The following is a 13,903-nucleotide window of genomic DNA, read 5'->3' as shown; positions in this document are numbered from 1 at the left end:
TTTTTATCAAGTAAATCAACCTCTTCCTATAGTATATACATCAAAACCGATATTTTTTAACTCGTCTTGATTTAATAACATGCGACCATCAAAAACAAAGGCAGGCTTCAACATCTTCTTGTGTATTTCTTTCCAGTTGTAAGAAATAAACTCATCCCACTCCGTCGTTATTGCAACAGCATGAGCATCTTCAAAAGCTTCTTCAGGATTCTGTACTACTGTAACTAGTTTCCTATTTTTTGCTTCAGATCGTGTATTCAAAGAATCCAGATCTGCAAGAATTTGCTCTTCAGACACCTTTGGATCGTATACTACAATCTCTGCTTGCTCATTTAACAAATAATCTGCTATAGATATCGCGGCAGATTCTCTTGTATCATTCGTATCCTTTTTAAAGGCCCACCCTAACAGCACTATTTTTTTACCAGAAACGGTATTAAAGAGTGTTTTTACAATCTTTTCTGCAAATCTTCTTTTTTGATGATCGTTCATGATGATCACTTGTTCCCAATAATCTGCTACCTCATGAAGTCCATAACTTTTAGCAATATAAACGAGATTTAAAATATCTTTTTGAAAACAAGAACCTCCAAAACCTACAGAGGCCTTTAAAAATTTTGATCCAATTCTAGAATCTGCACCAATTGCCCTAGCAACCTCTTGCACATCTGCACCCGTTACTTCACACAATTCTGACATCGCGTTTATAGAACTTACACGCTGTGCTAGAAATGCGTTTGCGGTAAGCTTAGATAGCTCAGAAGACCATACATTAGTAGTTAATATTCGTTTTTTAGGTAACCAGTGCGCATAAATATCAACTAATGCTTGTGCCGCATCTCTGCCTCTTTGAGTTTCTTCTCTACCTATTAACACACGATCTGCATGCTGTAAATCTTTGATAGCGGTGCCTTCGGCCAAAAATTCTGGATTAGACAAAATATCAAACTGAACCCCATTACCCGTATTATGCAGTATATTTTGAAGCGCCTCAGCCGTTCTTACGGGTAGCGTTGACTTTTCTACAATAATTTTATCTGTAGTTGATACCCTAGCTATCTGGCGGGCACACAACTCTATATACTTAAGATCTGCAGCCATTCCCTTACCTACACCATAGGTTTTAGTAGGTGTGTTTACAGATATAAAAATCATATCAGCCTCATCTATTGCTTTGTCTACTTCAGTAGAAAAAAATAAATTCCTTCCTCTCGCTTCGGAAACTACCTCGGAGAGTCCTGGCTCATATATTGGTAAATTATCTAAATTTTGATCATTCCAAGCAGCAATACGACCTTCATTAAGATCTACTACTGTCACATTAATATCAGGGCAATTTTGAGCAATGACAGACATCGTAGGCCCTCCTACATATCCAGCACCGATACAGCAAATATTCTTAATTAACATGCATTTTTTTTAAGATTGCAAATATAGAAATAAATAAAGTGCTGGCTAACTAAAATTATAATTAGACACTTATGAGTTACGCTTTCGCGAAAGCGTACTTACACCTTATAGTAATACTTATACCAATCTACGAAGGCAGAAATCCCTTTATTAACAGAGACCTTTGGAGCATAGCCAAATTCATCATGTAAGGCAGACACATCTGCCCAAGTTTGATTTACATCTCCATCTTGCATAGGCATCATAACCTTTTGCGCGCGCATGACTAATTGCTCTTCCAAAGCAGCAATAAAACTCATTAACTGTACAGGACGACTATTGCCCATATTAAATATAACACTCCGTTTGTTGTATTCGTTGTTGATTACACTTGAGACACCCGCTATAATATCGGATATATAGGTGAAATCACGTGATAAATTTCCATTATTAAATACTTTAATAGGTTTTCCCTTTAATATTGCGTCTGTAAATAAAAACATGGCCATATCTGGTCTTCCCCACGGTCCATACACCGTAAAGAAACGAAGGCCTATAGTCTCAATACCAAATAAATGGGTGTAGGTATGCGCCATTAACTCGTTAGACTTCTTCGTGGCCGCATAAATACTTATTGGTTTATCCACAGATTGGGATTCTTTAAAAGGTACTTCTTCACTATTACCGTACACACTGGAGCTACTTGCATAAACTAATCTTCTGACTCCATAATGGCGACAAGCTTCTAATATATTTAAAAAACCTGTTATATTCGTATCCACATAGGTCTCAGGGTTTTCTATCGAATATCGTACTCCTGCTTGTGCCGCAAGATTACATACAAGGTCAAAACCATGCAGTTTAAATAACTTTGGCACTTCATTACGATCTTGTATTTCTAACCTAATAAATTTAAACTCTGAGTATAAGTTGCTCTGGCATTGCTTTTTCCAAATCGTGGCTTCTTCTGGCTTGATGCCAAGCTCTTTCAGTCGATCAAATTTAAGTTGTGGATCGTAATAATCATTTATAGTATCAATCCCTACCACTTGGTGACCTTCCTTAAGTAACCGTTCACATAAATGATATCCTATAAAGCCTGCAGCCCCAGTAACTAAAATTTTCATATAATCTATAAGAGAACTTCAAAGTTAGGGTTTACTAATGATTCCTTGTTGTAACACAATGGTTTTTCCTTACCATGCTGCAGGATTGTAATATTCACTCCTTGACAAATCGCATCTCCAGCGGCTGTATCCCATTCCATACAGGGAGAAAAGCGAGTATATTCATCAGCCAGTCCTTCCGCTATGACGCAAAATTTCAAAGAACTTCCCATTTTTTTTAATTTCAAAACAGATAATGAAGATTTTCTTTCCTCCAGATAACTTAATGTCATGTCGTTTAGGTGAGATCTACTTATTAAAATTGTACGTGGTCTATTTTTTAAATTCATAATACGCTTTTGCGAAAGCGAATATCCACTCTCAAAAACGTCTTCAAAAGAAGTTTTTAAATTGCAATTCTCTAATTTAAAAGAATCATTTATGGAATTGCCACCAACGTATATGGAATTAGTTACTGGAACAAAAATAACCCCAAAAACAGGTTTTTTTTTTGAAATAAGCGCAATGTTTACTGTGAATTCCCCATTATGATTTATAAATTCTTTAGTACCGTCTAAAGGGTCTATCATCCAAAATTGATTCCAATCTTTACGCTCTTTGTAAGAGATACTCTTCCCTTCTTCGCTCAAAATTGGAATGTTAGTTTTTGATAAAATCTTTTCGATAATTTGGTGTGCAGTAACGTCTGCCTCTGTTACTGGCGATGTATCAATCTTTTGGCTTACTGAAAATCCATCACTGTAAAAATCTAAAATCGCTTGTCCTGCTTTAATTGCAGCTTTTACCGCAAAGTCTTTCCAATAGTTTTCAATCATCCTCTAGACAGCATTTTTTGAAGAGAAACTTTCCAGTCTAAAATTTCTAAATTAAAAGATTCACTTATTTTATCTGTTGATAAAACACTATTTTTAGGCCTCTTAGCTTTTACAGGGTAATGCTCACTTCCTACAGGATTAACTATTATAGAAGTAGCTGTATACTTGAAAATAGCCTTAGCAAATTGATACCAACTTATTTTACCTTTATTGGAGTAATGATAAATTCCAGATGTTTTTTCTGTAACCTTGGTACAAATTGTCAATAGTGCGTTTGCTAAATCATTAGCGTAGGTAGGACTTCCTATCTGATTATTAACAACAGAAACCTCAGTACGCTCTCTAGCTAATCTCAACATCGTTTTTACAAAGTTAGATCCGTAAGTGCTATAGACCCATGATGTTCTAATTATAGCATATACAGGCAGTTTAGCATTTAAAATGGCTTTTTCTCCTCTTCGTTTACTTACTCCATAAACCGATTGCGGATTTGTTCTATCTCCTTCTATATATGCGCTCGTTTTCTTGCCATCAAAAACATAATCTGTACTCAAGTGAATCAACCCAATACATTTAGATTTGCACTCTTGAGCTAATATACGTATAGCCCGAGAATTGAGCTGTAATGCCAGCTCTCTATTTTCTTCTGCAGCGTCTACAGCTGTGTACCCTGCAGTATTTATAATGAATTCAGGAGTGTGGTTTTTAATAGCTTCTCTTATACTAGAAGAAGAAGTGATATCTAAAATTGTTTTATCAAGAAATACACAATCAAGACCATTATACTTAGGAGCCTCCTCTCTTAGCGCTTGAGCGACTTGCCCAGCAGCACCGGTAATGAGAATTTTTATTTTATCCCTTACGCTATCCTCACTAGTCTGATTCATTAAAATAGATAGTCCTTTGGTAAATCTTTAAATGGATGATTTTTTTGATCTTTTTCAGAAATAATAAAGTTAGAAGATGGTAACATCCAATCTATGCAGAGTGTAGTATCATTATAAGCAATACCACCTTCACTCTTGCTATTATAATACGCATCACATTTATATGCGAAAGTGGCATATTCTGTAAGGGTAATAAAGCCATGGGCCATTCCCTTGGGTATAAAAAGTTGTTTTCTATTTTGAGCAGACAACTGAATAGAGAATGTCTTCCCAAAAGTAGCTTCCTCTTTTCTTAAATCAACAACTACATCAAGCACTTCCCCTTCTAAGACTCGTACCAGTTTAGATTGTGCATCCTTCCCAGTCTGAAAGTGCAATCCTCTCAATGCGCCAAATCCCGATCTAGATTGATTGTCTTGAACGAATTGTGGTGATAAACCCGTAAAATCTTGAAAACTTTTAAGATGAAAAGACTCATAAAAATAGCCACGTTCATCACTGTGGACAGTAGGTGAACAGATTATCAAATCTTTGAAATTTGTTTTTTGATATTGCACGATCTAAACTTAATTTGAAAATTAAAAAGTTTACAAGAGATAAACCAACACAGAGACATTAAAATAATTCAATCTGTTGAATTCATTATATACTATGTAATTAATCTAGATTTAAAATTTTATTATAACTTACCATCTGCCCTACTACCTAGCACCCCTTTAACATCATAAACAGCCGAATTCGACTTCTTTAACTCATTAAGTTCTAATGATTCAAATTCTTTGTGTGATACAGCTTGAACAATGGCATCAAACTTTTGATTCGGAAGTTCTGTTACAGCCTCTAATCCATATTCATTTCTCACCTCCTGAGCATTTACCCAAGGATCGTAAATGGTAACATTGATACTAAATTCCTTGAGGTGCTTTATAACATCAACAACTTTAGTATTTCTTACATCTGGGCAATTTTCTTTAAATGTAATTCCTAAAAGCAATAAATCCGCCCCTTTAATCTTAATATCATTTTTAAGCATAAGCTTCACAACTTCTGAAGCAACGTATGCTCCCATACTGTCATTAAGCCTTCTACCGGCAAGAATAATCTCAGGGTGATACCCAAGTTCTTGAGCTTTTTGAGCGAGATAGTAAGGATCTACACCTATACAGTGGCCCCCTACTAAACCTGGCTTAAATGGAAGGAAATTCCATTTTGTACCAGCAGCTTCAAGTACGTCGTGTGTGTTGATGTCCATAAGATTAAAAATCTTAGCCAGCTCATTTACAAACGCAATGTTTATATCACGTTGTGAGTTTTCAATAACTTTTGCAGCCTCGGCCACTTTGATTGAAGGCGCTAAGTGCGTCCCAGCGGTTATCACAGAAGCATATAAATCATCTACCTTCTTACCTATTTCCGGTGTGCTTCCAGAAGTAACTTTAAGAATTTTTTCTACAGTATGCTCTTTATCTCCTGGATTGATTCTTTCTGGAGAATATCCTACATAAAAATCTTCATTAAATTTGAGTCCGCTCACGCGCTCTAAAACAGGAACACATTCATCTTCTGTAACTCCAGGGTAAACGGTACTTTCATATATAACAATATCTCCTTTTTTGAGAACCTTACCTACAGTCTCGCTACTTTTATAAAGAGGCGTGAGGACTGGTCTATTATTTTTATCTACTGGCGTAGGTACTGTAATAACATAGTAATTGCAATTTGCAATATCAGAAATATCAGCGCTACAGTAGAGACCATTAGAATCATTGGCTTCGTTTTTTAAAACCGCCTGTAAAACTTCATCTGAGAGTTCACGTGTACTATCGGTACCAGAATTTAATTCTTTAATACGGTTTTGATTGATATCAAAACCTACTGTATCATATTTTGTTGCAAACAATCTCGCTAATGGTAGGCCAACATAACCTAAACCTATTACTCCTACTTTAATTTTTGTCATTTTATTTTTTCTTGCTATCGCGAAAGCGAATCAATATTATTTTAAATTCTTCCAGTACCAAGACATGGCCTCTTTCAATCCATCTTTAATACTATATTGGGGATCATAGCCTAAACGACTTTTAGCCTTATCGATACTTGCAAGACTATGAGGTACATCTCCTGCCCTCTTCGATCCGTATTTTACTTCTACAGTTGTAATAGCTTCATCAAATTGGCCTAACTCAGTTTTAAGAACAGCAACCAATTCATTCAAATCTGTCCTTTCCCCATAAGCCACGTTATAAACCGTATTCATGGCTTCCTTATCCTGAGTAAGCATGGCTCGAATATTCATCTGAATAACGTTATCAATATAGGTGAAATCACGAGAATAGGTTCCATCACCATTCATGACAGGTGATTCGTGATTCATCAAGAGTTTAGTAAATTTAGGAATTACTGCAGCATAAGCCCCGTTTGGGTCTTGTTTTCTACCGAACACATTGAAATAGCGTAGTCCAATACAATCTATCCCGTAGGTTTTATGAAAAACATCTGCATATAATTCATTTACATATTTTGTGATGGCATAAGGTGATAACGGTTTTCCTATAATATCTTCTTGTTTAGGAAGCCCCACAGAGTCACCATAGGTAGATGAACTCGCTGCATACACAAAACGCTTTATCCCCTTATCTTTAGAGGCGATCAGCATATTCAAAAATCCCCCCACGTTTACTTCGTTAGTGGTAGCTGGATCTTTAATTGATCTAGGCACAGAGCCTAATGCAGCTTGATGCAACACATAATCCACATTTGAAACAGCCTGATGACAGGTTGTAATATCACGGATATCACCTTCTATAAGGGTGAAATTTGGGTGACTAATGATAGCATCTAAATTATATTTGTGGCCTGTGGCAAAGTTATCAAGACATGCAACCTCTGCACCATTCTCAATTAAGACTTCACATAAATTAGACCCTATAAAACCAGCTCCGCCTGTAATTAATACTTTCTTACCATCAAGTTGAGTAAGTATTTCTTGCATAATTTAAATTTTATTTCGGCAAATATAAGTCTTTTGAAAAGCTTTTTTGTTGAGAAACTATTTAAGCTTTTAATAGTATTTAAGGTTAAATATATGCTAATAACATTGATAAAATAATTGACAAAAGATCGTATTTGTAACTTTATAAAAAAAAACAAATAATATGAATTATCTGAATTTAGATATAGAAAAAACAAAATATACCGTAAACGAACTCAATACGCTGCTCTCTGACTATCACGTATACTACCAAAAGTTACGAAATTTCCATTGGAATGTCTCTGGAGAAAACTTTTTTGACTTACATGTTAAGTTTGAGGAACTCTACGATGATGCAAAAATAAAAATTGATGAAATAGCAGAACGTATTCTCACATTGCGTTTTGCTCCAGTGAGCAACCTTTCTGACTATCTAGAAAACTCGAGCATTAAAGAGTCAAAATCAGATCTATCTGACCGTGATATGGTAGATACCATTTTAGAAGATCATGGGAAAATTCTTAAGCAATTAACTTCTGTAGTAAATAAAGCTGATGAGGCGGGCGATGAAGGTACTATCGATCTAGTAGGTGCCTACATAAGAGAATTAGAAAAAACAAGCTGGATGCTAGACGCATGGAGGAAGAAGACAGCTGGAACTTACGAAAAAGCCTAAACAGCTCATTAAGCTAACAAAAAACCTCAAGAGATGTATCTCTCGAGGTTTTTTTGCTTTAGTACTTTATCTAAACTTCGGGTGTATAACTATATTCTGGCACTTTACCTACTGCTCCTTTGAAAAAAGAATTTATTATTTTCATATCTGCTTGGATATTTCCAGATGGATATAAAGGCTTAGAGATACGATGTTCTTTCTTACCAAAATCAAAAGCAACCATGATAATAGGTACTCCAGCAGTGAGTGCTATATAGTAAAATCCCGTTTTAAGTGTATCTACTTTTTTACGAGTACCTTCTGGAGCAATAGTAATTCTAAATTCGTCTTTGTTATCAAAAACTTTAGCTATAGCTTTCACTTTATCCTGTCCTGGAGTACGATCTAGAGATGCTCCACCCATCATCCTTAAAATAGGTCCTAAGGGCCATTTAAAAAGTTCCTTTTTACCTATAAATCCTATTTTTACACCAAGTACAGTTCTAAGTAGTATCCCCACGTAAAAGTCATGCCAGCTCGTATGAGGCACAGCGGCAATAACTGCTTTTTTCACTGTATCTTGAGAAAAATCTCCATTAATTTTCCAACCTAAAATATCCTTATAGATCCATTTAGCTATACCCATATGGTTAATTATTTTTATAAATTTTATTTGCTTTTATTAAATCCTCTGGCGTATCTATACCAATAGCAAGCCTAGGGGATCGCACCATTTTTATCTTTTTCCCATATTCTAAAAAGCGTATACATTCTACTTTTTCAGCACGTTCAAGTGGAGTCATTTGCATTTCAGCAAAATCTAATAATGCTTTTTTTCTAAATGCGTAAATTCCTTTATGCTTATGTGTCACTGTTTCTGAAGCTATGTCCCTAATAAAAGGAATAGGAGATCGTGAAAAATATAAAGCAAAATCTTTTGTATCTACGATTACTTTTACATTATTTGGATCTTCGATATCAGTTTGTGAAGACATGGGCATCATCACGCTAGCGAGATCTATTTTGTCAGCATCAGTCTCGTAAAACACATCAAGTAATGGTGATAAATCTTCTTTTGTGGTGAAGGGTTCGTCTCCTTGAACATTTACAACTATATCCACATCGAGTGGCTGTACAGCTTCTGCAATACGATCACTACCACACTCATGCTCATTTACGCTCATTATAGCTTTTCCACCATAATTATTTATAGCTTGTGCAATCTCTTCATTATCAGTCACCACATATACTTGATCAAATAAACCAGTTGCCACTGTACTCTCATAAGTACGTACAATAACAGGTTTACCCGCAAGGTCAGCCATCATTTTACCAGGAAAACGAGATGCGGCATATCTCGCAGGAATCATGGCTATAACTTTTAATTTCTCAATCACATCTAAAATGAGTTTAGCACGCTTTCGCGAAAGCGTACTTCCATTAATTTGAAAACAAAGTTAGCTAAATTGAAACAGTTACTTCTTTCTTATTTTATTGATTAATTTAAATAAAAACCAAAACGTAGCAAATAACAAAAGGAGCGCTATAATAGGAGAAAATATACTCACGGTAGAGATAGTTGTTGCTGCCAGCGTTTCTGTAGTTGAAATAACGGGGTTTACAAGACCTCCAGTTGTGGCTGTGCTCCCTAATCTTGTAACACTTGTAGATCCTGAAATTGCTGCTGCCGCACCTCCCCCTGCAATAATAGCAAGTGACCAGGTTATCACTGGATCTAACGTACTCATTGTGGCCACCATGAGTAGTGTGCCTGCTATTGCGGCAATTGGAACCGAAATGGTGTCTAGAGTATTGTCTACCCACGGAATTAGATAAGCACCTACTTCAACTATAGTGGCTACACTTAATAATACAAGTGCCGCTGTACTTCCTAACCACTGCCAAGAGTCGTTTACTACAAACCATCCAAAATAAGATGATACGCTTAATACTAATAATGGCACAAAGACTCTAAATCCTGCCGAAGCCGCTAGAGAAAAACCCAAAATAATACTTATAACTAATTCTGCATTCATATCATCTCAACTGTTTCCTTAAACACTAGAATTACCTAAATTAAATAAATGTTCTTATTTTATTAATTCTCAATAAACATTTCATCTTTGAAACCTATCAAATATAACCTACTCTTCGATCTTGTGATTGCTGTATACAACCACCTCAAATAATCCTTACTCATACCATCAGGTAAGTACGGTTGTTCTATAAAAACGTTTTCCCATTGCCCCCCCTGTGACTTATGACACGTAATAGCATAGGAGAATTTAACTTGCAAAGCATTAAAATATTTATTGTTCTTAATCTTTTGGAACCTCTTATAATTAGACTTTTCATCTACATAATCTTTTTGTACTTCCTTATACAACGAATCACCCATTTCATAAGGTAGTGCTGGTGTTTCCATTGTTAAAACATCCAGCATGATTACCGTTTCAATGGGTTGCATATGCGGGTAATCAACCATCTGCGCTTTTATTTCTGCAAAGCGGAACCCATACAGCTCTTTGATTGCAAGAATTTCTAAAATCTTAATAATATCTCCATTTGCAATAAAGCCAGCATCACTTTTTGCGTCAAGCCAGAAGTAGTTATTCTTCACAACCATGAGGTGATCACCAGCAGAAATTTCTTCTTCTTGGAAAAGAATGCGACTACGTATTTGCTGGTTATATAAATTTGCTCTTTTATTTGAACGTACAATAATGGCAGTTTCTTCTGTACCTACCTTACTATAACCGTCATTAATGGCATCCATTATTTCATGCCCGTCTACTAAGCGGATAATGTCATCAAAACCATTAAGATCAAATTTGAAATCTTCATAAAAACCTTCAGAAAGCTGTTCTCTTAATGCGGTTGCATTCATTAAAATCCCACTACCTTCTGCTTGTCTCATTACTTCATCTAGTTGAAGTGTCTCTACCTGCTTATTGTAATGAAGGGATAAGTTTTTAATATCTAAGGCAGGAGAGATATCTAATTTTACAGGAGGTAGTTGCGCTTCATCCCCCACCAATAATAGCTTACAATTATAACCACTATAAATATATTGCATCATATCATCTAGTAAAGATCCATTATCAAAAAATTTAGACTCTGCTGCTCTGTCAGAAATCATAGAAGCTTCATCTACTATAAATAAACAGTTACGATGTTTGTTAGGTTGTAAACTAAAAGAAACACCTCCTCCACGTTCTTTTTTTGGAAAATAAATTTTTCTATGAATAGTAAATGCCTGCTTTTTACTATAATTACTTGCAACCTTTGCAGCTCGACCTGTAGGAGCCATAAGAACAGATGACATTTTTGCGTGCCAAAGATTTTTAACAACTGTACCTATAACAGTTGTTTTACCAGTACCCGCAAACCCCTTGAGAACAAACAGTTTATCTTTATTTGTGTCAAATAAAAAAGTAGCTAGCTGTTGGAGTAATCGGTCTTGTTTTAAGGTAGGTGTATGTTCAAAATCCTTGTAAAGTTGTTTGTAAAACGATGGGGCATCTTTAACCATAAATCTCTTTAGAAGCGCACTAAATTAAGCAAAGGAAAAATGAAAGAATAAATTTTTGGGTGTAAAAAAAAATTGTAGATTTGTCGTTAAACGTAACTAATTTTAAACTTCATTAAATGAAACTTGTATTACAACTTGTACTTTGGGTAATAATTGCCGTATTAGGGTATTTACTTTTTAACGCTATATGGGGCGAAGTAAAATTTAACGAAGTGAAAGAAAAGAGATATGCTGCTGTGATTAAAAACATGCGCGATCTTAGACAAGCACAGCTTGCTCATAAAAGTGTTACTGGAACCTATCAAAAGGATTTTGACAATCTAGTAACATTTATAGATACGGCAGAATTTACAATTACACAACGTCGTGACACAACAATTTTAGATGAGGAAAAAACTAAAATTTATGGTGTAGACGAATACAAAGAAATCACTCTTATTGATACATTGGGCACAAGAGCTGTTAAGGACTCTTTATTCAAATCATCAGATAGATATAAATCGATGATCAATGTACCAGTAGAAGGCGTGGATGCTAAATTTGATATGGATGCTGGACAAGTAGACAAAAACGGTACAATGTATCCAGTTTTTGAAATTTCTGTACCTAAGGATGTGATCTTACACGATCAAAACAAAGATTACGTTATTAAAGAAAAACAAATTGTTTCTGTAGATGGTGTAAATGGTAATGCACTTAGAGTAGGATCTATGGATAGAGTTTTTACATCTGGAAACTGGCCAAAGAGTTACGGCGCAAATGACGAATAAAATCTCAACAAACTCATTATATAGTCTATCCATCCAAGTACGCTTGGATGGATTTTCTTTTTTTATTCAAAACATCCAATCTCAAGAGGTCATAAGTTTTAAAAATATTTTCTTTAATGGAAATATTTCAATACAAAACTTATCAAATCACATTGAGCAAGGCTTTAATGATTGTGAAGATTTACAAAAATCATTCAAAGAGGTTACGGTTGTGTATTCTAACAACCTTTTTTCTGTTGTTCCACAAGCCCTGTTTGAAGAGTCTAAGGCCGTAGATTATCTCAAATTCAATACTAAAATTTTAAATACAGATTTTGTTGCTCATGATAGAATAGAACAACATGATCTTATTAATGTCTACGTACCATACACTAATGTAAATAATTATTTCTTTGAGAACTTTGGTTCATTTACATACTATCATAGTACTACCCTATTTATTAAGCAATTATTTAAAATTTCTCAGGGGAGTTCACATCCCGAGGCGCTAGTTATTACTTCTCCATCCCATTTTTATCTCGGTATAATTCAATCTAAAAAAATACTACTTATTAATTTTTTTGATATTAAAACTCCAGAAGATTTTATTTACTACTTACTTTTTTGCTTTGAACAACTAGCGATTAATCCTGACGACATATTATTAAAACTCTCTGGAAGCATCAACGAAGGCGATGCATTCTATGAAAAGGCATATACATACATAAGAAATATACAAATTCTAGAGAGTCCACATACCGTATTACCTAAAGAACACTATTTACTAGCAAGCCTTATATGACACGCATAATATCAGGAAAGTACAAAGGACGGCGCATAGCTGCTCCAAAAAAATTGCCCGTTAGACCTACTACAGATATGGCTAAAGAGGCGCTTTTTAATATTCTTAGAAGTAACTACCATATAAGCAGCCTAAAAGTATTAGACTTATTTGCTGGTACAGGTAATATAAGCTATGAGTTTGCATCAAGAGGTACAGATCAAATAACCGCTGTAGATGGACATTATAGTTGTATACAATTTATAAATAAAATAGCAGATGAATTTGACTTCTCAATTAATGCTATAAAAAGTGACGTTTTCAAATATCTAGAAAGAGCAACTGGAACGTATGATGTAATTTTTGCAGATCCTCCTTACGACATAGACATCAAAGACTTCGAAAAAATTGTTCAGCTAGTTTTTGATAATAATTTATTAGATGAAGATGGCATACTTATTATTGAACATGGGAAGTATACAAAGATGGACTCGTTTATAAATTACGTAGAAACACGTAATTATGGTGGAAATGCTTTTAGCTTCTTTGAAGTTCCATCTAGTGATGAAGAAGAGTAGATTTACGCTTTCGCGAAAGCGTAATTCCAAATTAAAAAAGCAGGCCTATAAGCCGGGTTCTGTTCAATCTAGATCAGTCTAGAAATTCCTTATCATTTATCTGGGATTACTATTGCTAGTAATCTCTATCTGCCTACCCTCTCACAACGCGCGGGTACACTTAACTGTGAGTATACTTGACATTGCATCGCATAGAGTTTACCTGGGTTCGCTACAGCATTACCTGTACATTCTTTCTGTTGCACTTGTCCTCCTACAAAATTAATTGAAGTGACGGCCGTTAGCCGCTATGCTTCCCTACGATGTCCGGACTTTCCTATTCAAATACATGAATCGATAAGGCGGCCTGCTTTAGCAAAGGTAGTTTTTTTAGAAAAGAGCTAGCAGAAAAATTGGGAGTAAATATCTTTAATTTTTAC

At 35.1% G+C, this 13,903-nt stretch carries 15 protein-coding genes and 1 other RNA gene; 4 read left to right on the top strand and 12 right to left on the bottom strand.

Translation table 11 applies throughout. The features are described from left to right. Positions 1-15: 15 nt before the first annotated feature. The 7 genes from OD90_RS02295 to OD90_RS02265 all read right to left on the bottom strand — a co-directional run bounded on the left by OD90_RS02295 (position 16) and on the right by OD90_RS02265 (position 7,210). Positions 16-1,410 carry a UDP-glucose 6-dehydrogenase gene (locus tag OD90_RS02295; RefSeq protein WP_144665983.1) on the bottom strand — a complete coding sequence of 465 codons (1,395 nt, stop codon included), beginning with the start codon at positions 1,408-1,410 and terminating at the stop codon, positions 16-18. A gap of 98 nt (positions 1,411-1,508) precedes the next feature. Then, positions 1,509-2,516 carry an NAD-dependent epimerase/dehydratase family protein gene (locus tag OD90_RS02290; RefSeq protein ID WP_144665980.1) on the bottom strand — a complete coding sequence of 336 codons (1,008 nt, stop codon included), beginning with the start codon at positions 2,514-2,516 and terminating at the stop codon, positions 1,509-1,511. 5 nt (positions 2,517-2,521) lie between these two features. Further along, positions 2,522-3,331, bottom strand: coding sequence for a 3'(2'),5'-bisphosphate nucleotidase CysQ (gene cysQ, locus OD90_RS02285; protein WP_144665977.1), 810 nt, complete (start codon positions 3,329-3,331; stop codon positions 2,522-2,524). Then, positions 3,328-4,218: a dTDP-4-dehydrorhamnose reductase gene (rfbD, locus tag OD90_RS02280; protein ID WP_144665974.1), complete on the bottom strand. Its 891-nt coding sequence runs from the start codon at positions 4,216-4,218 to the stop codon at positions 3,328-3,330. The genes cysQ and rfbD overlap by 4 nt, the downstream gene beginning before the upstream one ends. Further along, positions 4,218-4,775: a dTDP-4-dehydrorhamnose 3,5-epimerase gene (gene rfbC, locus OD90_RS02275; RefSeq protein ID WP_144665971.1), complete on the bottom strand. Its 558-nt coding sequence runs from the start codon at positions 4,773-4,775 to the stop codon at positions 4,218-4,220. Before rfbC ends, rfbD begins: the two co-directional genes overlap by 1 nt. Positions 4,776-4,897: 122 nt before the next feature. Continuing rightward, entirely contained in the window at positions 4,898-6,178 is a 1,281-nt protein-coding gene (locus tag OD90_RS02270; RefSeq protein ID WP_144665968.1) for a nucleotide sugar dehydrogenase, read from the bottom strand. A 36-nt stretch (positions 6,179-6,214) separates the two neighbouring features. Then, positions 6,215-7,210, bottom strand: coding sequence for an SDR family oxidoreductase (locus tag OD90_RS02265; RefSeq protein WP_144665965.1), 996 nt, complete (start codon positions 7,208-7,210; stop codon positions 6,215-6,217). Positions 7,211-7,373: 163 nt separating this feature from the next. Here OD90_RS02265 and OD90_RS02260 point away from each other — a divergent pair, with 163 nt between their 5' ends. Continuing rightward, the gene (locus OD90_RS02260; RefSeq protein ID WP_144665962.1) at positions 7,374-7,865 is read left to right on the top strand and encodes a Dps family protein; all 492 of its coding nucleotides are present in this window, start codon (positions 7,374-7,376) and stop codon (positions 7,863-7,865) included. A 70-nt stretch (positions 7,866-7,935) separates the two neighbouring features. On the opposite strand, the gene OD90_RS02255 is transcribed toward OD90_RS02260, so the two are convergent. The 4 genes from OD90_RS02255 to OD90_RS02240 form a co-directional block, all read right to left on the bottom strand. After that, positions 7,936-8,490, bottom strand: coding sequence for a 1-acyl-sn-glycerol-3-phosphate acyltransferase (locus OD90_RS02255; protein WP_144665959.1), 555 nt, complete (start codon positions 8,488-8,490; stop codon positions 7,936-7,938). Positions 8,491-8,494: 4 nt separating this feature from the next. Next, positions 8,495-9,214, bottom strand: a complete 720-nt coding sequence (gene kdsB / locus OD90_RS02250) for a 3-deoxy-manno-octulosonate cytidylyltransferase (RefSeq protein ID WP_144669617.1) — start codon at positions 9,212-9,214, stop codon at positions 8,495-8,497. Positions 9,215-9,319: 105 nt separating this feature from the next. Further along, positions 9,320-9,880, bottom strand: coding sequence for a DUF4126 domain-containing protein (locus OD90_RS02245; protein ID WP_144665956.1), 561 nt, complete (start codon positions 9,878-9,880; stop codon positions 9,320-9,322). A 62-nt stretch (positions 9,881-9,942) separates the two neighbouring features. Then, positions 9,943-11,376, bottom strand: a complete 1,434-nt coding sequence (locus OD90_RS02240) for an ATP-dependent RecD-like DNA helicase (RefSeq protein WP_144665953.1) — start codon at positions 11,374-11,376, stop codon at positions 9,943-9,945. 116 nt (positions 11,377-11,492) lie between these two features. On the opposite strand from OD90_RS02240, the gene OD90_RS02235 reads away from it, so the two are divergent. The 3 genes from OD90_RS02235 to OD90_RS02225 are packed head-to-tail and all read left to right on the top strand — an operon-like array spanning position 11,493 to position 13,484. Then, positions 11,493-12,146 carry a hypothetical protein gene (locus tag OD90_RS02235; protein ID WP_144665950.1) on the top strand — a complete coding sequence of 218 codons (654 nt, stop codon included), beginning with the start codon at positions 11,493-11,495 and terminating at the stop codon, positions 12,144-12,146. Next, positions 12,136-12,927 carry a DUF3822 family protein gene (locus OD90_RS02230; RefSeq protein WP_144665947.1) on the top strand — a complete coding sequence of 264 codons (792 nt, stop codon included), beginning with the start codon at positions 12,136-12,138 and terminating at the stop codon, positions 12,925-12,927. Before OD90_RS02235 ends, OD90_RS02230 begins: the two co-directional genes overlap by 11 nt. Next, positions 12,924-13,484, top strand: a complete 561-nt coding sequence (locus OD90_RS02225; protein ID WP_144665944.1) for an RsmD family RNA methyltransferase — start codon at positions 12,924-12,926, stop codon at positions 13,482-13,484. The genes OD90_RS02230 and OD90_RS02225 overlap by 4 nt, the downstream gene beginning before the upstream one ends. Before the next feature lie 32 nt (positions 13,485-13,516). Here the strand turns inward: OD90_RS02225 and rnpB are convergent. Continuing rightward, positions 13,517-13,837, bottom strand: an RNA gene (gene rnpB, locus OD90_RS02220) — RNase P RNA component class A. Positions 13,838-13,903 lie beyond the last annotated feature (66 nt).

Source organism: Dokdonia sp. Hel_I_53, assembly GCF_007827465.1.
In the GTDB taxonomy this organism is placed as follows: Bacteria; Bacteroidota; Bacteroidia; order Flavobacteriales; family Flavobacteriaceae; genus Dokdonia.
Note: the sequence above shows the minus strand (reverse complement) of the source record. Positions and strands in the feature narration are given on the sequence as shown.